Origin of the sequence: Fructilactobacillus ixorae, from assembly GCF_024029915.1 — a bacterium.
Taxonomy (GTDB): domain Bacteria; phylum Bacillota; class Bacilli; order Lactobacillales; family Lactobacillaceae; genus Fructilactobacillus; species Fructilactobacillus ixorae.
Window position 1 is genome coordinate 1,229,597 of sequence record NZ_CP097478.1, and the last position, 22,043, is coordinate 1,251,639.

Annotated in this window: 19 protein-coding genes; 3 read left to right on the forward strand and 16 right to left on the reverse strand. The window is 45.3% G+C overall.

What is annotated here, in order from left to right; genetic code table 11:
• Positions 1-17 precede the first annotated feature (17 nt).
• The 7 genes from cydB to M8332_RS06210 all read right to left on the reverse strand — a co-directional run bounded on the left by cydB (position 18) and on the right by M8332_RS06210 (position 7,891).
• On the reverse strand, positions 18-1,043 hold the full coding sequence (gene cydB / locus M8332_RS06180; protein ID WP_252779978.1) for a cytochrome d ubiquinol oxidase subunit II: 1,026 nt from the start codon (positions 1,041-1,043) through the stop codon (positions 18-20).
• Positions 1,040-2,479 (reverse strand): cytochrome ubiquinol oxidase subunit I, encoded by a 1,440-nt coding sequence (locus tag M8332_RS06185; RefSeq protein WP_252779979.1) that lies wholly within the window; start codon positions 2,477-2,479, stop codon positions 1,040-1,042. Before M8332_RS06185 ends, cydB begins: the two co-directional genes overlap by 4 nt.
• A gap of 20 nt (positions 2,480-2,499) precedes the next feature.
• A complete protein-coding gene (locus M8332_RS06190) occupies positions 2,500-3,675 on the reverse strand; it encodes an NAD(P)/FAD-dependent oxidoreductase (RefSeq protein WP_252779980.1) in 1,176 nt (391 codons plus the stop codon).
• Positions 3,676-3,802: 127 nt separating this feature from the next.
• Positions 3,803-4,447, reverse strand: coding sequence for an HD domain-containing protein (locus M8332_RS06195; protein ID WP_252779981.1), 645 nt, complete (start codon positions 4,445-4,447; stop codon positions 3,803-3,805).
• Between the two features lie 21 nt (positions 4,448-4,468).
• Positions 4,469-5,110 (reverse strand): HD domain-containing protein, encoded by a 642-nt coding sequence (locus M8332_RS06200; RefSeq protein WP_353937850.1) that lies wholly within the window; start codon positions 5,108-5,110, stop codon positions 4,469-4,471.
• Between the two features lie 100 nt (positions 5,111-5,210).
• Positions 5,211-6,203, reverse strand: a complete 993-nt coding sequence (locus M8332_RS06205; protein ID WP_252779982.1) for an AEC family transporter — start codon at positions 6,201-6,203, stop codon at positions 5,211-5,213.
• Between the two features lie 29 nt (positions 6,204-6,232).
• Positions 6,233-7,891, reverse strand: coding sequence for a malolactic enzyme (locus tag M8332_RS06210; protein ID WP_252779983.1), 1,659 nt, complete (start codon positions 7,889-7,891; stop codon positions 6,233-6,235).
• Between the two features lie 150 nt (positions 7,892-8,041).
• On the opposite strand from M8332_RS06210, the gene M8332_RS06215 reads away from it, so the two are divergent.
• Both M8332_RS06215 and M8332_RS06220 read left to right on the forward strand, forming a co-directional pair.
• Complete coding sequence (locus M8332_RS06215) at positions 8,042-8,929, forward strand: LysR substrate-binding domain-containing protein (RefSeq protein ID WP_289847041.1); 888 nt, start codon at positions 8,042-8,044, stop codon at positions 8,927-8,929.
• A 137-nt stretch (positions 8,930-9,066) separates the two neighbouring features.
• Complete coding sequence (locus M8332_RS06220) at positions 9,067-10,620, forward strand: multicopper oxidase family protein (RefSeq protein WP_252779986.1); 1,554 nt, start codon at positions 9,067-9,069, stop codon at positions 10,618-10,620.
• 537 nt (positions 10,621-11,157) lie between these two features.
• On the opposite strand, the gene M8332_RS06225 is transcribed toward M8332_RS06220, so the two are convergent.
• The 8 genes from M8332_RS06225 to M8332_RS06260 form a co-directional block, all read right to left on the reverse strand.
• Positions 11,158-12,945, reverse strand: a complete 1,788-nt coding sequence (locus M8332_RS06225; RefSeq protein ID WP_252779988.1) for an oligopeptide ABC transporter substrate-binding protein — start codon at positions 12,943-12,945, stop codon at positions 11,158-11,160.
• A gap of 79 nt (positions 12,946-13,024) precedes the next feature.
• Entirely contained in the window at positions 13,025-13,966 is a 942-nt protein-coding gene (locus tag M8332_RS06230) for an ABC transporter permease (RefSeq protein WP_252779989.1), read from the reverse strand.
• A gap of 15 nt (positions 13,967-13,981) precedes the next feature.
• Positions 13,982-14,941 (reverse strand): ABC transporter permease, encoded by a 960-nt coding sequence (locus tag M8332_RS06235; protein WP_252779991.1) that lies wholly within the window; start codon positions 14,939-14,941, stop codon positions 13,982-13,984.
• 2 nt (positions 14,942-14,943) lie between these two features.
• Positions 14,944-15,912 carry an ABC transporter ATP-binding protein gene (locus tag M8332_RS06240; protein WP_252779992.1) on the reverse strand — a complete coding sequence of 323 codons (969 nt, stop codon included), beginning with the start codon at positions 15,910-15,912 and terminating at the stop codon, positions 14,944-14,946.
• Complete coding sequence (locus M8332_RS06245; protein ID WP_252779993.1) at positions 15,909-16,925, reverse strand: ABC transporter ATP-binding protein; 1,017 nt, start codon at positions 16,923-16,925, stop codon at positions 15,909-15,911. Before M8332_RS06245 ends, M8332_RS06240 begins: the two co-directional genes overlap by 4 nt.
• A gap of 317 nt (positions 16,926-17,242) precedes the next feature.
• Entirely contained in the window at positions 17,243-17,992 is a 750-nt protein-coding gene (locus tag M8332_RS06250) for a nicotinamide mononucleotide transporter (protein ID WP_252779994.1), read from the reverse strand.
• A 446-nt stretch (positions 17,993-18,438) separates the two neighbouring features.
• On the reverse strand, positions 18,439-19,245 hold the full coding sequence (locus tag M8332_RS06255; RefSeq protein ID WP_252779995.1) for a manganese catalase: 807 nt from the start codon (positions 19,243-19,245) through the stop codon (positions 18,439-18,441).
• Positions 19,246-19,681: 436 nt separating this feature from the next.
• Entirely contained in the window at positions 19,682-19,972 is a 291-nt protein-coding gene (locus M8332_RS06260; RefSeq protein WP_252779996.1) for an LPXTG cell wall anchor domain-containing protein, read from the reverse strand.
• Positions 19,973-20,012: 40 nt separating this feature from the next.
• Here M8332_RS06260 and M8332_RS06265 point away from each other — a divergent pair, with 40 nt between their 5' ends.
• A complete protein-coding gene (locus M8332_RS06265) occupies positions 20,013-21,617 on the forward strand; it encodes a hypothetical protein (protein WP_252779997.1) in 1,605 nt (534 codons plus the stop codon).
• Between the two features lie 133 nt (positions 21,618-21,750).
• Here M8332_RS06265 and M8332_RS06270 read toward each other — a convergent pair whose 3' ends face one another.
• The gene (locus tag M8332_RS06270; RefSeq protein WP_252779998.1) at positions 21,751-21,891 is read right to left on the reverse strand and encodes a hypothetical protein; all 141 of its coding nucleotides are present in this window, start codon (positions 21,889-21,891) and stop codon (positions 21,751-21,753) included.
• Positions 21,892-22,043: the final 152 nt, after the last annotated feature.

Below are 22,043 nucleotides of genomic sequence, written 5' to 3' on the forward strand. Positions count from 1 at the left end.
TCAATCCTTACTGTGGTCTAATAACCAGCTTCCTCTGCTTGCACTTCTTGTAACGAAACCCGGTGCCACTGTGACACGTAACTCCACGTAAAGTACGCAATCACGATTGGGAGTAACACACAGAGCACGATGGTCATGACGCCTAACGTGTACGGCGTGGCCGAGGCCTTGACGATGGTCAAGGTGTGGGCGGGATTCCTTGCGATTAATACGTTTGGGAACAGGCCCACGAAGATGAGCGCCACTACGGCACTCAGGGTAATCGTACTGGCTAAGTACGCCGTCCATTCGTAGTCACGGAGCGTTGCTAAGTGCCCCACTAACGTGGACAAGACGATCATCACTAGAAATAGGATCGTGGCCACCGGATGGGTGACAAAGAAATCCGTTTGCAGGTAGAGGGCCAACGCAAACAGGACTTCCACTGGATAAGCTGCCCAATACAAATTACCACATAACGTGGCGGCGTGATACCGCATTAGTCCTGATGTTCGCAACGTTGCGTAGTGTAACCCTTGGTAGAGACACAGTGCGGTGAGCGCCACGCCCCCAAGTAACGACAACGGATTAACGACGTCACCAAAACTGGCAAAGATATCACCATGCGCATCCATTGGCACGGCTTGAATCATCGCGGTAAATAGCATCCCGAGGAGAAAGGCCGTGAAAAAGCTCCCCCAGAAGTTCGTCCACATCCAGGCGTTGCGTCCCCGTTTAGTTTCAGCATTTTCAGCAAATTCAAAGGACACGCCCCGAAAAATCAGCGCGATTAACACTAAAAAGAGTAACAGGTAAAAGCCGGAGAAGAGACTCGCATACCACATGGGCATCGAGGCAAACATGGCTCCCCCTGCGGTGATCAGAAACACTTCGTTGCCATCCCAATGGGGTCCGATTGTCCGTAATAACTGTTGTCGTTCATCGTAGTTAAAGGCCAACAACCGGGTGGCCATGCCAATGCCCAGGTCGGCTCCATCTAAAACGAGAAAAACGGCAAAGAGTAGGCCAATGACGGCGTACCACAATAGTTGTAAAAAACTCATTTGCTAAAGGCCTCCTTTGAAAACGGATCTTCCGTATCGTATTGAATCGTGTCATCAATTGCTTCCGGTCCCTTTTCCAGGTTTTGCTTGGCATACAGAAACATGAAAATCCCTAGGAAGGAGAAAAGGCAGAAGTACACAATGATGGTAAAGAGCACGGCCGTTGCACTAGTACTAGGCGAAACCGCATCGGCGATGGGTAAGAGCCCGTACACAACCCAGGGGGCCCGCCCTAGTTCGGTTACTAGCCAACCACAACTGTTAATGAGAAACGGTCCAAAGGTGGCAAGACTCAGTAACAGTAGAAGCCATTTTTGCCGCATAATGGTATTCTTTTTCTTCCGTGAGAACCAGAGCCCTAGCAATGACAGCATCCCTAGTGCTCCTGCACCGGCTACCATGATTCGGAAGGAATAGAACAACGCGTTAACGGGCGGGTAATAATTCATGTGCTTTCCAAACTTCTTATCATACTTTTGATGGAGTTCCCGGTTAACCTGATCCATCCCGGTGATATCTCCACTCGGTTTATGGTAGGTCAAAATATCTAACATGTAGGGAATCTCAATTCGATATGTAGCGGTCTTTTCCTTGGTGTTGGAAATTTGGACCACGCTCCACGCCGCCGGACTCTTGGCGTTCTGGTATTCCCCTTCGGACGCCGCAAACTTCATCGGCTGGTTTTTCGTCAGGTACAGCATCTGGCTATCACCAGATAGGAAGCTTCCAACTAACCCGAATAACCCGATTACGAGGGCTAACCGCATTGATTTGCGGAAGAATGCCGGGGACTTTTTACGAAAGAGCATCCACGCAGAGGCTCCCGCGATAATAAAGCTCCCCGTTACAAAGGCCCCAAAGATTACGTGGGGAAATTCGTACCACAGTTGTTGGTTCTTAATGATGGCCCAAAAATCCGTCATTACCGCGTGGCCCGTTTTCGGGTCAATTTTGTATCCGACCGGGTTCTGCATAAAACTATTGGCCGCTAAAATCCACAGGGCGGATAACGTGGATCCAATTACCACAAGCCAGATCATCAGGGCATGCCATACCGGTTTCATTTTGTCCCAGGTGAACATCCAGACCCCTAAGAAGGTTGATTCTAAAAAAAAGGCCAGTAACGCTTCGATGGCAAGCGGCGCACCGAAAATATCCCCCATGAACCGGGAATAGTTCGACCAGTTCATCCCAAACTGAAATTCTTGAATGATTCCGGTTACCACTCCAACCGCAAAACTCAGCAAAAAGAGTTTCCCCCAGAATTTGGTCATCGTTAGGTACACAGGTTGCTTTTTAATTACATACATCGTTTCCATGATTGCCACCAGTAATCCTAAACCGATGGACATTGGTACGAAGAAAAAGTGAAAAATCGTGGTCATAGCGAACTGGAACCGCGCTAATGAAACCACGCTCATGCCAACATTTAACATTATTCTAATCTCGCTTTCAATTAACTTTGGAGCATCATTTTCAATCCAGATAGTTCATAACTACTACGTTTAAAGATGATGTTTTTCAACACTGCCGCTGGGAATCCGTTAATTTTCACACTTAAACCACCGAGCGCAACATCAGCTACGGCGTTGTAAGGACCCAGTGAACAAACGGTCCCTAATGAATGATAGTTGAACGCAACGACCGGTTTTCCGGCTAGTTTATTTTCAAAGTTAGCCACAGCGTTGCTAGCTTCATAAATCGAAATCTGAGCAGTCGTGGGATAAACCCGGCCCGACTGCGGTTCCTGGACGGCGGAAACGTCTCCAATTAAGTATTGATTCGGATAAGCCGTCAAACTCATGTCATCGTTAACCAGCACCCGGTTCCGGCGTTCCTCATAGCCAGAGGCTGCGATTACATCGCTCCCCTTCACCCCCGCTGTCCAAAAGACCCGGGCCGCTTCGATAAACTGGTTATCATCGCCATAGAAAACCCCGTCATCAGTCACCTGGTTAACCGTAACGCCCAACATAAACCGGACGCCCTTTTTTTCTAAATATCGTTTTGCATATGTAGCTTGTTTTTCGTTAAACATGCCTAAGAAATCTGGCGCGATACAGGTAATCTGAAAGTCATCGCGTTTAAAGCCATACTGCTTGGCCCACTTTGGAACCATATGTACTAATTCACCAAGCAGTTCGATGCTGGTAAAACCTCCACCGACCGTTACTACGCGTAAAAACTTGGAATCCTTGGTTTGAGCATACTGTTCCAAAGCCGTTTGTAACGCTTCGGCATCACGAGTGGAGTTTTCAATGTTACTAATTTGCAAGCCAGTGGTCGCCGCGCCCGGCGTGTTAAACGTTTCGGGTTCAAACCCGAGCCCATTAAATAAGTAGTCATACCCGATTTCGCCATGCTCGGCTAACGTAACCGTGTTTTGCTCCCCATTGATCAACTGGACTTCATCTTGAATAAACTTGATTTTAGGACTAATCAGGTCCGGAATCCGAAACATGATCTTGGCCGCGGAAATGCTACCAGCCGCAACGCGATATAGTTGGGTCGCATCATAATGATATGGGGTGCGGTCAACGAGGGTCACTTCTAGATCCTGTTTACTCTTTGCCAAGCGTTTACAGGCGCGTAACCCAGCGTAGCCAGCCCCTAAGACTAACACCTTTTTCATGCTTTCTACCTCCATTTCACGAGCTTGTTACTAGTTTAGAATCTCTTTTACCACTTAATCTTACCACATTCTCAAACCCACCAGCGGTTAATTTTTGCCAGTTCGTGCTAGCACCCAGCACTGCTATTTAGGCACCTCCCTGCCACTCAATCCTAAACCGCGCCAAAAACCGCCGGGTTGCTGCCATTCGTGGGGCAGCTAACCGGCGGGCCGTTGGGGTATTTAACTGGGCAACTACTCGTTCTGATCGGGCTTGATAGTGGTGGAAGGTATCCCGAGCCTGTCGATATGCTTGTTTCGTGCTGAGCACTGCTGGCTCATTTTCTGGAGCATACATCGGCAAGTCATGAATGGCCCCGTAGGCAAAGGTCCGTGCAATCGCAATTGGACCTAAGGCATCCAAGCGGTCGGCATCCTGAGCAATTTGCCCGGCTCGATCCAAGTGATAGGGATGCTCTAAGTTCTTAGCAAACGACAGGTGAGCAATATCTGCCATGATCTTCATAACGAGAGCCGGCGGATAACCCCACTCTTGTAACTTAGCACTGACTTCCTGCCGTTTTTGAGCAGGGGTCTCCGTCAACTTTTCATCGCCCACGTCGTGCAAATAGGCAATAACGAGGGTTGGTTCCTCATTTGCGGGTTCCGTCTGTAACAACTGCCGGGCAAGGCTAACGACCCGATTTACGTGGGCTACATCATGCCCCGTGTGATCCGCAGCCATCTCTGCTTGCACGTAAGCTTGGACGTGTGCTAAGCGACGTTTCATCATCCGCCCCCTTTTTCCTACTTCCTACAGCTCGTTCCATTCCGCCTTAAACTCTGCCACAAACTCCTGCATGTACTGCTTGCGCTCGTTGCCAAGGCGGCGAGCCGTCACCGTGTTCATTTGCTCTGGCAGTTTAAACAACTTTTCATAAAAATGGTTAATCGTCGTTTCGGGTTGCCGGTAGTTGGCTTTCGTCAGGTTAGTCCGGGGCCGAACCTGGGGGTCATACATGGCATAGCCGTGCACGGCGCCATACGCAAAGGTGCGGGCAATCCCAATTGCTCCTAAGGCATCCAAGCGGTCCGCATCCTGCACCAGTTGCCCTTCGGGACTCAACTGCTGGTGATGCTCTAGGTTAGCCGCAAATGACATGTGATCAATGATTGCTAGAATCGCTGTAATTGCTGCTGGTTGATACCCAATGGCGGTTAACTGCTCCGTGACTCGCGCACGCGCCGCATCGGGATCCGAAGTTAATTTTTCGTCAAAGCAATCGTGCAAATAGGCAGCGGTTAACGCAATCTCACCATTCGCCGGATTCTCGGCTAGTAACTGGCGCGTTAGGTTAACCACCCGTTCAATGTGATCATAACCATGCCCGGATTGATCTCCGGCCATCGTTGTCTGGACAAAATTAGCCACGGCGGTTAGTTTATCTGTCATCATTTAAAACCCCTTCATTATCTCTGTTTAATTCTGCCATAAATCCCCTTGAAACACAAAAAGAGGCTTGCTACTGACAGCAAACCCCTTTTAATTCGTCATCTTATAGGAACGTAATGATTTCCATTAAAATTGGAACTACAACCACGAAGAGAACGGTACTGGTAACAACTACATTCGTAGCGTAATCGACGTCTCCATGCGCGTTTCCAACTAAGATTGGAAGCACAGCAAGTCCAGGAGCGGCAGATTGAATCACAAAAGTACTCAATTCTGCACTCGGAACGCTGGCCCCCAATCCAGTAAAGGCCATTAACACCCCAATCATGATAGCGGGAGCAAGGACAAACCGACCAGCGAGGGCCAGAATGGTATCCCGGTCAAAGTGGATAGAATTCAAGCCGGCATCGGCCAGAATAATCCCAATGTAAATCAAGGACAGTGGTGTTACTAAGCCACCAATCATCGTGAACGTCTTCCCGAGCATTGGGAAAGCAGGTGGTTCCACGATGAATGTAATTGGTAAGCCCAAAATCAACCAAACGAGAGCCACTAAGAATCCAATCAACGGCGCAGGCAGTAACTTTTTCCAGTTAAACTTCGCCGACCCACGATCGGCCTTGGTCTTCGTTGGATCATCAGCAGAGATAAAGAAGATTCCGATGGCCCAGGTTGAAATCGTGTTCATCAGGTAGTACAGCAGGAAGTATGGTAACCCTTTATCACCGAACAAAGCCATGTTTAGTGGCATTCCGATGAAGATGGTGTTCGCATTCACCACCATGTTAACGAACGTTCCCCGCCGTCCCTTGCGAATCTTGAATAGATAAACCATGGCGATGGCAACTAGATAACCGAGGAAAAAACTGATGAAGACGTACAGCAACCCACTGGACAGACTAATCAACTTATCCCGGTTTAAATTAGTAACCACGGACATAAAAATCGAAACTGGTAGCGCAATGTTCATAATAATGTATGAAATGCTGCCTTTAAAAGTGTCGCCTAATCGGCCCGATTTCCGTAACCAGTAACCTAAGGCAATAACGAGGACGATTTCACCGACACTTGACAATGAAGTTAAAAACGCTGTCATTGACGCTCAATCCTCCTAAATTAATCGTTTTATTTGTTAGCTAAATTAGTGAGATCAGTGTAAACGGGGTACCATTTTTCGTTTTCAACTGCACCCTTCACGTCACTAATCTTTTCTCGGGTCACTCCTTGATCAACTGCGCTTTGCGCTACCGCATTCGCAACCGTTTGCGAGAACTTAGTTAATTGATCAACTGGTGGTAAGATAGCAGCCCCTGGTTGACTTGGATCAACAATTCCACCAAGTGAGTGAGCCGCTGCACTAATCATTTCATCATTTAACGTAGTGGCCGTAGCAGCGATTGCACCTAAACCAATTCCCGGGTAAACCAAGGCGTTGTTAGCTTGACCAATTTCGTAAGTAACTCCATTGTATTCAACGGGAGCACTTGGAACCCCGGTAGCAACTAAGGCCCGACCGTCAGTCCACTTAATCAAGTCAGCAGCTTTAGCTTCACATAACTTGGTTGGGTTAGAAATTGGGAGAATAATGGGCCGTTCCGTGTGAGCAGCCATTTCCTTCACAACGTCTTCCGTGAAGGATCCAGGGTTCGTTGACGTTCCAACCATGATAGTTGGTTGCACCGCCTTCACAATTGAAAGCAGATCAGTTAAAGTTTCACTGTTTTCAAATTCAGAACGACTCCGTGCAAATGCTTTTTGAGCGGGAGTTAAATCCGGCATGTCATCAAACAAGAGTCCCTGCTTGTCAACCATGTAGAAGTGTTTTTTAGCTTCTGCTTCCGAGAGACCTGCTTGCACCATTTCTTCACAGACCCGCTGGGCAATTCCGGCTCCGGCCGTTCCAGCTCCATAACAGAGGTAAGTTTGGTCCGTCATCTTTTCCCCAGAGATGTTTAAGGCGCCCAGTACTCCAGCTAACACGATAATGCCCGTTCCTTGGATGTCATCATTAAAGACCAGGAATTGATCCTTGTACTTATCAAGGATGTTAGCGGCGTTGGCCCGCCCAAAGTCTTCAAAGTGCAGGTACAGGTTCGGGAAGAGGTCTTCGGCTTCTTGAACAAAATTATCAACAAACTGGTAGTATTTGTCAGAGTAATCCCGTTCTTGATCTAAACCAACGTATAACGGATCTTTGCGTAATGCATCCCGCGTCGTGCCGGCATCTAAGACCACTGGTAAGACCTTCGCAGGATCAATGCCAGCAGCCGCTGTGTAAACCATCAGTTTTCCAACCGGAATGTCAATTCCCTGGGTTGCCCAGTCACCGATTCCCAGAATTCCTTCCCCATCAGTCACCACTAACAGTTCGATGTCACGACCTTCAGCAGCGTTAAGTAAACTTTGCCGAATCGTTTCCCGGCTGCCATCGTTAATTGACAAGAAGGCGGCATTTTGTGGGTTTACGTACATCCGACTGTAGTTTTCAATTGATTCTGCAATCGTCGGGTCGTACACCACGGGCATGAATTCACTAACGTGCTTAGCAAACGTTGCGTAAAATAGCACCCGGTTTTCGTTGAAAATACTCATCAAGTAAACCCGTTTTTCCAGGTCGTTACTCTTTTGTTGGTATTCAGCGTAAACTCGTTCTACCTGTTGATCGAGGGTTTGAACGCGCGGTGGTAGCATTCCTTCCAGGTTTAACGCTTTTCGTTCTGCTTCCGTAAACGCAGTTCCCTTGTTCAGAAAGGGATTGTTAACGATTGCTTGGCTCTTTGTCATAAGCTAAAACTCCTTTGTTCGTAGTATAATAGGTACAGTAATGGAGCTATCATCCAAGTCATCCATTTTAAACAATCCCATCTTAAGGCAGGACAAAAACAATAGTCAAACTTCTAGCTTCCATAAATATTATTTATATGAGGTGAAACCATCAAACTCCAAGACCTACTTTATTTTAATAAGCTGGTGGAACTGCAGAGTTACACGGCGGTTTCTGAATACTTTGGCGTACGCCAACCAACCATCTCAATCGCCATCCACCGGCTGGAGCATGAATTTAACACAGAATTAATTAATCGGAATCAGTCCCACCACCACATCAAAATTAACCAAGCGGGAGCTACTCTCTACGCGCACACCCAAAAAATTGCCACTCAGGTTAAAGAAATCCAACGGGATTTGGACAACCAAAGTGGAGAACACATTAACTTTGGGATGCCGCCGATCGTTGCCCATTATTACTTCCCGGAACTGGCCGTCACCCTCCGTTCCGACGGGATTCTTGATAGTCTTGATCACGTGGAGGGTGGTTCAGCATCCCTACTCGAACGGCTCAAAAAGGGAAGCGTCGATGTGGCACTGTTAGGTTCGGCGACCCCCCTTGCCAGCCCCACAATTGCAGCCCAGGTCGTCGCTCAGAGTGACTTCAAACTAATCGTGGCCAAGGACTCCCCGCTCGCACAACAACCAAGTGTCAAAATCAAAGCCCTAGCAAGCCAGGATGTCATCACCTTTACCCCCGACTTCATCCACCAGCAGGTCTTTGCTGATCTCCTAAAAGAGCACAGTTTACACGTTCACGTGAGCTACACTACCAGTGACGTGGAATTACTCAAACAGTTAGTTAGCCGCGGAGTGGGGGCCGCGCTCCTCACGGACGAAGCCATTCAACCCGGTGATGACCTAGTGGCCCTCACGATTGCAGACGATGAACTGCCCCCCTTTTACGTCTCGGTTGCCTACCGCAAAAGCCACGTGCTCACCCCTAAGGAACAGTCGTTGATTGCAGTTTTAACTAACCACATCCAAGCCCCGTAAGCAGTGCTTAATAATTCCTTACTTTAGTTTAGGAATAAGGTAAGTTGTAACATTATTTTTTCGTAAATTAAAAAAAGCTTTATCCAATTTGGAATTGTAGTAAACTAGAGGGGAACCAATAGAAAGGGTGGAAAACAATGGAAGATCAAGCAAAGCACCACGTTTATACTGATTACTTTTTCAACGAATCCGCTTATGATTATCACGATGGCGGCTACGTTCCGTTGGAAAAGCACGATGCTCCCGAAAGTAAGCTCAACATCCCCGAATTACTCAAACCTGACAAGGTCGAGGGGAATGATGTTTGGTACACCGTGGAAGCCCAACCAGGGGAAACCCAAATTTTACCGGGGGAACCAACCAAAACCTGGGGTTACAATCAAAGTTTGTTGGGGAAAACGATTATTTATGAAGATGGTAAAAACTACCATGTTACCCTAAAAAATAGTCTTCCCGAATTAACTACCTACCACTGGCACGGCCTAGACGTTTCTGGTCCGTACATTGACGGTGGTTGTCACGCACCGGTTTACCCTGGGGAAGCTAAGGAAATCGAATTCCCAATCCATCAACCAGCTGCAACAACTTGGTTGCACGCTCATCCGTGTCCTTTAACTGGTTGGGACGTTTGGCATGGCCTTGCGTGTGCGGTGGTCGTCAAAGACCAACACGAAGCAACGTTGCCATTGCCACGGAACTACGGGGTGGACGATCTTCCGGTAATCCTGCAAGACCGCCGGTTTGACGAACACAACCAGTGGAACTACGACGATGACTACGATCCCGATGGAACTGCCGGTCCAACGGCCCTAATTAACGGAACCGTCAATCCCTACTTTGACGTTACCACGCAAAAATTGCGGTTACGATTCTTAGACGGTTCGAACCGGCGGGAATGGCGTTTGCACCTCAGCGATGACATGGTGATGACCCAAATCGCTTCTGACGGTGGCTTATTGCCTGAACCAGTTTACCTAACCAAGTTAATGATGACCTGTGCCGAACGGACGGAAGTTGTTTTAGACTTTGGCAAGTACAAACCAGGCGACGAAGTGACCTTGTACTCTGATGACACGCCGATTCTCAAGTTCAAGATTCACGAATTCGCCACGGATGACACGGAAATTCCGGATCACCTTGCTGACGTCGAGTATCCAGATCCTGACAAAGACGCCTTGGTCCACCAAGTTGTAATGTCTGGAACTGACGAAGAAGTTCAAATCAACGGGAAAAAATTTGGGATGATGCGGATTGATGACCGACAAGAACTCGGAAAATCCGAATACTGGGACATCACGAACACTAACGATTGTTGTGGGGGCATGATTCACCCCTACCACTCCCACGGTGGTCAGTTCATGGTAGTTTCGCGAAATGGAAAAGCACCATATCCCAACGAGCGCGGTTACAAAGATACCATCGGGGTCAACGCGGGCGAAACCGTGCGGGTGAAGATGAAATTTAACCTCCCCGGGGTCTTCATGTACCACTGCCACATCATCGAACACGAAGATGGGGGCATGATGGCACAACTACAGGTTTACACCAAGGATGATCCGCACAAGAAATACAAACTGATGGACATGAAAACCTTGATGGATGCCCTGGCTGAAGAACGGCACTGTCGTCCAGAAGACTTGAAAATCAAGAGCTTGGAATCCTACCACAAGATGGGCATGGACATGTGTTAATTTAAACGCAAACTAAAAAAGTCGTAACTGACGTTTCGTCGGTTACGGCTCTTTTGTTATGCAGAAATTTAATCTTCAAAATTCGTTAATTCTCGCAAGAAATTATACAGTGAAATTGCCAACGTAACCAAAGTAATCACAAAGGTGGTCAGCGAAATAACTTGGTCTTTTTTCATTGGTTTGCTCATTTTTCAAAATTCTGATTTATTTAATTTAGCTTGTACCTGTTTGATACTCTTCCTGTATTCTAGACTTTTTCTAGTTTGAGCGGAAGGCCGAATTATATCCAGCATTCTTTTAAATTCTTTTGGGGAATTAGTTACGATTTTAATTGTTTGATTTAGGTTATTCACAATCATGATTACTGCTCCTTTCCACATAATTAAATCCAGTTTCTTCCTAGTTAATAAGCATCTTTTTATAAATTATAGAGATCAACATGAGCTATAAGTTAGTTTATTACTTTCTAATACTAGCATCTCTTGGTTATAAAAAAACTCATAACGATAAAATCATCATGAGTCCAAAAATTAGAAATTATTTGGTTTCAGTTTGCGTAAGTTGCAAATTACTAAATTGGTTGTCGCTATCAGCTGGTTTAACACTATAGCCCTTCACCCGTTTGTTAACTGGCTGCCAATCTAGTGAGAATGAACTTGGAGCATAAGCTGCTTCCTTGTTCATGTATTCCTGCCAGTCCTTGAACTGTTTAGCCCGGTATTTTTCATTCCAAGCCTTGTCGTTATTCATGTTGTTCATCAGTTGCGTGTTTTCCTTGGATACAAAGTGACCCATGTTGAATGGCGCGCTCTTCCCATACAGTGCAGTAGGAGTGGGTTCAGAACTAACCGAGAATCCGCCCCGCCAAACATCAATGTCCTTGTTATCAGGTTTTCTCAATGCGTCTAGATAACTATTTCCTTCCATCAACTTACCAGTGGTAAACTTCACGTTCAGGCCGATCTTCCGCCATTGCTGAACGTAATACTTACTAGTTGCATTTGAAGCTTCAGAACTATTTGACGCCGCAAAGTTAATTTCCAATGGTTTCCCATTTGGCTGTACCCGCCATTTACCTTTCTTCTTGTAACCAGCTTGATCTAACAATTTATTGGCTTTGGCTTCATCGTATGGGTATCCCTGAGCCTGTTTGTTATAGTACTTCTTAAAGACCGGTGGAATCAGGGTATTAGCTCGCCAAGAAACCCCGTTTCCAAACTTCTTAGCAACTTCATCCTGGTCAATGGCATACATCATGGCCTGGCGCAAATTCTTGTTATTCATTTTCTTGTTCTTGTCGGTAACCTGCTTATTAGTCTTCGTGTCGAAGTGCCCTAGGTTAAATCCAAAGTAGTAATATCCTAAATCAGGTTGCCCAACCACTTGGTAGTTACTCATTTTGGCAATCTTTGGATAGTCAGCTGCAGATTGGACTCCCTGGGTAAAGTCATACTTCTTCGCTTTCAACGCGGCCGTCACGTTACTTGGTGAAACGATTTGAATGTTGATGTGTTTGATATGCGCCTTTTTACCCCAGTAATACTTATTCGGACTCCAACTCGTTGACTCCCCTTCCACGACTTTATCAAGCTTGTAAGCCCCGGTAAAGATCGGTGTTTTCCGAATCTTATCAGAAGCAACGAGATCCGGAATCTTAACGTCCTTCAAGTATTCATACGGTTCAACTGTTCCCCACATGAAGTAGTTTCCAGCGTACTGCATGGCCGGTGTGATCCGATCATATTGAATAACCGTCTTCTTGCCGTTTTCACCATCTGGGAAAGAGATTCCCGTAATCTTATCGGCCTTCCCGTCGTGGTAATCCTTCATTCCCTTGATGTGTTCAAAGTCATCTGAATATTGCTGTGATTTCGTTTGGGGATTAGCCAATACTTCGTAGGCATACTCCACGTCCTTAGCCGTAACCGGCATTCCGTTCGACCACTTGGCATTATTTCGCAAGATGATGGTTGCCGTATTATTTTTCCGGTCTAAACGCAGGTTTGCCAACCCACCATCTTTAATCTTGTAATTATTATCGGTGGCAAACAGGTTATTTTGTCCGCCTGGGAGAAAAACATCTGCATCCGTTTTATCACCCAATAAAATTGGATCGGAAATCCCAGTAAACGGAGATGGAGAAACCTCGCCGATTTTCAAAGTCCCATCGTTCGCCTTAGCATCTGATTTCCCTGCAGCACTATAGGTTTGTGGGAGTTTGGGTGTTTTAGCAGTCGCATCACTGCCGCCGTTAGAACAGGCTGCCAGTGACAGTGCCACTACGGCAACGCTCCCCCATAGAGCTAGTTTGTGTCGTTTTTTCATTGTCTGTTTTTCCTCCTTTAAGCTAAAGTTTCGTAAACATCGTAACCGCTGTAAAATTCGTCACCACCTCCTTTAGTAATTAACTTGCGCGCCGTTGTGAAGCATTCGCAGTGCGCCGTAATACTTGTCCCACGTAACTAATCGCTAAACATAACAGAATGATCTCTACGGCGGCCGGTAACCACGTCCACCAGTACTGGGTAATGTTGTTCGGGTCGTTGGCGTTCGCAATCAACGTCCCTAACGAGGGAGTCCCATCGGGAAGCCCGAATCCCAAGTAGGATAGTCCCGTTTCAACCCCGATGTTTTCTGCGAATGATAATGTGGTATCAACAACAATTAATGAAGAAATGTTCGGTAAAATTTCACGGAACATGATTTTTAAGTTACTGGTTCCAGAAACTTTGGAAGCCGCCACATAGTCTTTTTGCGCCTCGGCCAACGTACTAGATCGAATCAAGCGGGACGTTCCCATCCAGTAAAAGATTGATAGGAGCAGGGTTAACGTAATTGCATTATAGTGTGGGATAATCGTCACTAATACGATAATGGTCATTAACATCGGGATAATCATCATAAAATCGTAAACCCGTTGCATTGTTAGGTCGACGTATCCGCCGTAGTAGCCAGACACTAATCCATATCCAATCCCAAAGGTGGATGAAATAGCAGTTAACCCAATCGCAATTAGAATGGAATTTCTAGAGCCAACAATCAGCTGGGAAAAGATTGGTCGTCCGGAGGAATCACCCCCTAAAATGTAATTCGTAAAGGGTTTAGCGTAGTAACCCATTAAATCGGTCTGCATGATTTGGGGTACGTTGATCAAGAAAGAACCAATTACCACTAACAGGATAAAAGCAATGATAAAAATTACGGAAGCCATCGCGGTTTTATCTGCTTTAAATTCCTTCAGCATCACCCGAATCGTACTCGGGGTAGCTTCTTTTTCCGCTTCTTTGGAAAGTTCTAACAACTCGTCAGCCGCCAACTCATTGCGACCACTAAGCTCATCTGCCATCTGCGCTCCTCCTTCCTACTCAATCCGAATCCGTGGATCCACGATGCTCAAGACAATGTCTGAAAGTAAAGTCCCTAGCAGATTCAAGAATCCGTACAGTAACACGAGCGTCGTGATAACCGTGTAATCACGGTAGTTCACCGCATTTAAGAACAGTTGCCCCATCCCTGGGTATGAGAAAATCATTTCGGTAAAAATGGACCCGGCTAGCAACCCCGTAATCGAGTAGCCGGCAAAGGCGGCAATCGGCAAGACCGAGTTTCTAAAAATGTGGTGCCGATAAATGGCCTGACTGGGAACCCCCTTCGCAACTTCCGTTTTCACAAAGGCCGAATGTTTGGAATCAATTACCTGGGACCGTAAGTACTGAATAATGTTCACAGTTCCAAACAAGGCCCCCAGCAGTCCCGGTAAGATGATGTGTCCTAAGCGCGATAGTAATGTTGGTCCTAATCCGGAAACACTTGGTGAGACCGAACCAGCAGTTGGAAACCATCCGAGGGCATAACCAAAAATCCAGATTCCAATTACCAGAACCACGAAAAACGGAATTGACATGGTGACGTAGGTATAGATTCGAATCAACGTATCCGACCATTTACCTTCGTTCTTCCCGGCATAAATCCCTAATGGCAGTCCAATTACATACGTTAAAATCATCGTAAAGACCGCTAACCACAGCGTGTTAAGTCCCCGTTGCTTAATTAGATCCACCACTGGCATTTGATATTCGTAACTCATCCCTAAATTTCCATGGAATAAATTAACGACCCAGTGCCAATACTGCACGTACCACGGATCAAATAATCCGTTAGCCTTCATCAAGCGGTGAATTTCAGCGGGGTTACTCTTCGGGTTAATTGAACCGGTAAATGGATCTCCCGGCATCGCTTTGGCCATCCAAAACACTAAGATACTTAAGACAATTAATTCGGGAATCATAATCAAGATTCGGCGTAAAATTGTTTTCCACATGATTAGTCATCCTCCTTTAATTGCTTGTACTTCAATGCTTCTTTGGGTGGTAACGAAACGAGGTGTCCCGGACTAACTTCTACCATTGGATATGCCTTCCCGGTTTCATCGTAGTAATCATCTTTGTGGGCTTGGTAAGCTTTTTCCACTGCTTTGCGGTGTTCCAAATTGCTTGCTCGCTTTTCCAGGTTCGTACTTGGAATGGCGGCTAATAATCGTTGGGTGTAAATGTGTTTGGCGTTGCGATAAATGTCATTGCGCGTTCCAATTTCGACGATTTGACCTCGGTTCATAATCGCGATTCGATCACACATGTGCCGTACCACCCCTAAATCGTGGGAGATAAAGAGGTAGGAAACCCCGATTTCTCGTTGGATCTGCTTCATGAAGTTCAACACCTGGGCTTGAACGGATAAGTCCAAGGCAGAAACGGGTTCGTCCGCAATAATTAACTTCGGGTTAGTAGCCACGGCCCGGGCAATTCCGATCCGTTGCCGTTGCCCTCCAGAAAATTGGTGCGGATACTTGTAAAGCATCTCTGGTGCTAATCCCACAATTTTCATCAGTTGTAGCACCCGGATTTTTTCTTGTTCGGGAGTCAAATTTTCGAAGTTTTTCAAGGGTTCCGCAATGATACTTTCCACCCGTTTACGCGGGTTCAAACTCGAAAAGGAATCTTGAAAGATCATTTGTACTTCTTTATCGTAGTTCAACTTTTCGCGTTCGTGTTTGGTATCAATCGGGTGCCCTTCAAATTCAATCTTGCCGGCAGTCGCCTTTTCTAATCCGATGATTGTCCGACCAGTGGTTGATTTTCCGGATCCTGATTCACCAACCAAGCCAAATGATTCTCCGGGTTCAATGGAAAAGCTGATTCCATCAACGGCGTAAACCTTATCAACCACGCGATTGAAAAACCCGCCCCGAATCGGAAAGTGAACTTTTAAATCATTAACAGTTAACAAGTTCATGCGTCACTTTCCTCCTTAAAGTAAAAATGTTGATAACAGGTACAACGGACTTCGTGTCCATCCGCTAAGCGGTGCATTTTCGGATGTGCTTCATGGTCACCTTTCGGAATCCAGGGGATCCGCGGAGCAAAGGCATCTCCCGTTTTGGGCATCTTTTGCAGTGATGGAACGGAGCCTTGAATCACGTATAAATCATCGTTTTCACTGTCCGCTTGGGGAATTGATTTTAATAATGACCGGGTGTAGGGATGTTTTGGCTGATTAAAAATCTGTTCCACCGTGCCCTTTTCCACGATTTTACCGGCATACATCACGTGCACGTAATCGGCGGTTTCGGCCACCACCCCTAAGTCGTGAGTGATGAGAATGATGCTAGCGTGGTTTTCAGTTTGAATGTGGCGGAGTAGGTCTAGAATTTGAGCTTGAATCGTAACATCCAGAGCAGTTGTTGGTTCATCCGCAATGATGAAGTCTGGCTTACAGGCAATCGCAATCGCAATGACAACCCGTTGCCGCATCCCGCCAGATAGTTGGTGGGGAAATTGATGCGCAGTTCGTTTCGGATCAACGATTCCAACCTGATCTAACAGATCCAGCACCCGAGCATGCCGTTCATGAGCGTTTAAATCGGTATGGTAAATCAGTGTTTCTTGAATCTGTTCTTCAATCCGCTTCAAGGGGTCGAGGGCTGACAGGGGATCTTGAAAGATCATTCCAATTTTGGCGCCCCGAATCTGATTGTATGTATGTTCGTCAAGCTGAGTTAAATCTTGTCCTTCAAACTCAATTTCACCACTAATCTTCGTTTCGGCTGGATCCTGCAAGCCCATGATTGAATTAACCAACGTGCTCTTGCCACACCCAGATTCACCCACAATTGCTAAAATTTCATCCTGTTTAATTTTCAGATTGATTTCAGAAATCGCTGGATAAAATTTTCCGTCAATTTTAAATGAAGTGGTTAGATTCTTAACCGTAAGCAGTGTTTGTCGTTTTGTCGTCGGTGCTGTCATAAAATCGTCTCCAAGCCAATAACTTAACTTTAATTTAAATTTCACTCATTATATGACGCATTTTCCAAACTTACAATATTATTTTTTAATTTTCATCAGTAAATGACGAACTTATTTAAATTTTTCTGATTTTGAATTCGCTTTCATCCTATTTTTATCACCAGTTGTAACCAGATTCTTAAACCGGAAGAAAAATTTTATTTTTTCTACATTAATTTTGGTTTAATTATTTATGCAAATGAAAAAGCGCCTCCTCATTGCATTTTCAGCAATAAGCAGACGCTTATTTTGTTACTTAATTTTATCAAGATTGAATTCTAGTCATGGCGCAACGATTTCCCCGTCAATTTCCAATATACAAACGAAATCACAGAGTTCAAAACGTAGTAAATGTACTTGCCGACGTTCGCCCAGTTGCCCATCGTTACGTTCCGAATCAATTGCAGCACGTTATAAACACCCCAAGCAGTCCACTGGGATTTCACTTTGAACACGTTTAACGTGTCGGCCATCAGGGAAAACGAGAAGACCAACGACGTCATGATGAACAAAAAGTTAACCTGGCGAAACGCGAAGTAGTTAATCCCAAAGCTAACTAGCACAGCCAAGACCGCAATCATCGGCATCACCACTTTAGCATGAGGAACCGTTCCCTTGCGGTTTTTAAAAATGGTCCGCCACGTGCACCAAGCCAACATGTTGAGCACGAACGAAATCGGGTACGTATAAATGGCGCCAAAGTTCCCTAACGCATAGTCGACAAACCCGGCAATCACAATGTTAATGAACCCAATCAAATTCCCAAGGTTGTTAAGCTTTCCGACGTACCGAGTCGATAATACCGACAAAACGGCGGAAATGGTCGATACAATCCCCAACGGGAACCACTTCCAACTACTGGTCCGTAACCAAGGAATTGGCGATTGCGCCATTGTCGTGGCGTAGTATCCCGCTGAAAGCGTAGCTACTAAAACCAGCGCAACCCCTAGATAGTCAAACCAGTTGGACCCAGCTGTCTGATACGCCCATCTAATAATTTGGTTTTTCCGCTTTGAAGTCATTTGCATAAGTAAAATCTCCTTTTGTTTTTTAAGTGGCGTGTCGACAAAATAATCGACTTACGGATAGCAACCCACTAAGTAATTAGATTCGGCCTTAGTTTATCATGATTATGTTGTTTTGCTTCATTGACTTTGTTAATTTAATAACAAAATTAAAATTTGGCGGGCTTTTTCATAAAAAAGGCTACTTTTACCTACTCTTAGTAATCACGTTGGTTAGTTGGGTGCCCATTTACATTCTGGTCAACGCTATTAAAACCAATGCCGTGCTCAACCTCCTACCAGTAATTGCCTATAATTCTCCGCAGGGGACCCTTGGTTGGTCCTGTTGCATCGCCTTGTTATTGACCATTATCACAATTGTGGCACGCGTATTTAGCAAAAAATAAACACAAAAAGACCGAATCTGCAAATTGCAGATTCGGTCTTCCATTTGAACCAAAGGATAAAAATTAACCTTGGTCGTTGTGAAGTCGCTTGTCAGCTGGCTTTGTTTCAGGAATTCCACCCATTGCTTCTGGGTTTTCTTGGTAAGTGAATTTCTCACCATCTTTAGCAACTTGTCCTTCAAAGGCACGTGATCCTTCACCATCAGAGAAGTTCATCAATACGTGAGCAAATTCTTTGTGTTCGATTTCTTTCATATCACCAGGTACGATTACGCCGTACTTATCTTCTAATTCTTCTTGGGCCTTCATGAATTGTAATTGGTGTTGAGTCTCACGAGCCAACAAGAATTTAAGCATATCACGAATACCTTCGTCTTCAGTCATGTAGTAAAGACGACTAACTTGTAAACGAGCTTCTGATTCACGCGTAACGTTGAAACGCATGTCAGCAACAAGGTTACCACTTGAAGTAGCGTAGCCAGCGTTCCAACCAAAACCGTTCGGGTTGTTCAAGCTAGCAGTCATCCCGTGAACAAGGGCGTGTTCTGGATCCATCCCAGCCATTACAGAAGCCAAGGCAGGATCTTTTTCGTAAGCAGCATCTTGTTCGCTAAATGGAGCGCCTTCTAATAAGTAGGCGATCATCGTTGAAATCATTTCAACGTGGGCGATTTCTTCAGTACCAGTATCTAATAAAAGATCCTTGTACTTTTCGTCGCCAGTTGAAGACCAACCTTGGGAAAGGTATGACATCATACCCGTAACTTCACCCCATTGGCCACCCAATGATTCTTGAAGCCGACGAGCCATTAATGGATCTGGACGATCAGGTTTGGCGTTGTACTGTAGTTTGCGTGTGTGTTTAAACATAAAATAAACATCCTTTCTGTTCTTTGAGTAACCGACTCTCATCGTTTTACTCACCAATAGTTTCCATGCCGCACGTTAAGCAGTTGCCTACTTATCTATCGCGCACAATTAAATATATCACTACGCATTTTTCTTGTCTAGCAAAAAAACTCATTTTTGCTCAAAAAAATTCAAATCACGAGCTCAAAAACACCCGAATCCCTTGCTGGACAAGGCTTCCAGCTCGGATAATTTTTCCAAAAATTTATAAAAATTAAAAGCTAATTATCAATCAGATAATTATATTTTCATAATTTAACTTCACTTATAAAATCACTTTATCAATCAAAAAAGGATCTATTTCAATCGTTAAATCGAAATAGATCCCAAAAACTAAATTGGTAAATAAGCAACCACACCATTACTAATCATTACCAGTTTTTATTTAATTGTTGCACTACTTTTCGTCGCGTTTCCGCCGTTTAATTCCCAATCCGGCTAGGAACATCGTCAACAAGCCTAGCAACGTCAGATTTTGCTGATCACTACCAGTTTGCGGTAATTTTTGCTGCTTGGAACTAGGCTGTTTCTGCTTTTCTTCAGTAGCATTTTGATTCAGCACAGTCCCGTTTCCATTTGAAACCCTGGCTGCCTCACTCATGCTATTGACTGTCATCGATCCATGATTACCTAATGAAGCACTGATAAAATCAGAAGCACTTGTGCTTAGTGAAGAACTTGCACTCATAGATTCGCTAACAAATTTCGACGCACTTGTACTTAGTGAAGTGCTAGTACTCATCGATAAACTGTTAGCGTCTGAAGCAGCAACACTAGCAGATGTACTTGCACTCATCGAAGCGCTGTTTAAGTCAGAGGCACTCAAGCTGGCCGAGTCACTTGTACTCATTGACAGGCTTGCACTATTTGAAGTGCTCAAGCTTGCTGAATCACTTGTACTCATTGACAAGCTGGTACTGTTCGAAGTGCTCAAGCTGGCCGAGTCACTTGTACTCATTGACAAGCTGGCACTGTTTGAAGTGCTCAAGCTTGCTGAGTCACTCGTACTCATTGACAAGCTGGCACTGTTTGAAGTGCTCAAGCTGGCCGAGTCACTTGTACTCATTGACAGGCTCGCACTATTTGAAGTGCTCAAGCTTGCTGAGTCACTCGTACTCATTGACAAGCTGGCACTGTTTGAAGTGCTCAAGCTTGCTGAGTCACTCGTACTCATTGACAAGCTGGCACTGTTTGAAGTGCTCAAGCTGGCCGAGTCACTTGTACTCATTGACAGGCTCGCACTATTTGAAGTGCTCAAGCTTGCTGAGTCACTCGTACTCATTGACAAGCTGGCACTGTTTGAAGTGCTCAAGCTGGCCGAGTCACTCGTACTCATTGACAAGCTGGCACTGTTTGAAGTGCTCAAGCTTGCTGAATCACTTGTACTCATTGACAAGCTGGTACTGTTCGAAGTGCTCAAGCTGGCTGAATCACTTGTACTCATTGACAAGCTGGCACTATTTGAAGTGCTCAAACTTGCTGAATCATTTGTACTCATTGACAGACTCGCACTGTTCGAACTACTTAAGCTGGCCGAGTCACTTGTACTCATTGACAGGCTCGCACTATTTGAAGTGCTCAAGCTTGCTGAATCACTTGTACTCATTGACAAGCTGGCACTATTTGAAGTGCTCAAGCTTGCTGAGTCACTCGTACTCATTGACAAGCTGGCACTGTTTGAAGTGCTCAAGCTTGCTGAGTCACTCGTACTCATTGACAAGCTGGCACTGTTTGAAGTACTCAAGCTGGCCGAGTCACTCGTACTGTTTGAAGTACTGATACTTGCACTATCTGATGTGCTCAAACTATCAGAAGCACTAACACTCGCACTATCCGACACGCTTAGGCTGTCAGAGGCACTGACACTCGCACTGTCCGACATGCTTAGGCTGTCTGAGGCACTAACACTGGCGCTGTCCGACATGCTTAAGCTATCGGAGGCACTGACACTCGCACTATCGGACACGCTCAGACTGTCTGAGGCACTAACACTTGCACTATCCGAAGCACTCAAACTATCGGAGGCACTAACACTCGCACTATCTGAAACACTCAAACTATTAGAGGCACTAACACTCGCACTATCTGAAACACTCAAACTATCAGATTCACTGACACTCGCACTATCCGAAGCACTCAAACTATTAGAGGCACTAACACTCGCACTATCCGAAGCACTCAAACTATCAGATTCACTGACACTCGCACTATCCGAAGCACTCAAACTATCGGAGGCACTAACACTCGCACTATCTGAAACACTCAAACTATCAGATTCACTGACACTCGCACTATCCGAAGTACTCAAACTATTAGATTCACTAATTGAATAACTATTACTCGTACTTACAGAATTACTATTACTTGTTGAAGTTGATTCAGATGGATAGGTATCAGCAATTACATAAATTTTAGTATTTTGTGGTTGATCAGTAACTACCATCTCACTAGGTTGTTGGTTACCTTTTAGATACTGACCAGTTGCATAATGATATCCAGCCGGAGCATTTTCTTGGGTATAGTAAGGATCATTCCAATTAATTTTATTTCCATAATTTGCGGGAACATTCTTAGTCCCAGCTGCTTCTTGCCCAGCAACTTTGCCATTTACTTCAATTACCTTCCCAGTATTTACATCAACATACCGATAAGTAACATTCTTATTAGGTTGACCATATACATAAATTTTATATGTGTACGTCTGCCCATCCATTGGCACAATTGCTAAATTTGCTTGTCCGGTTTCATCACCATTATCA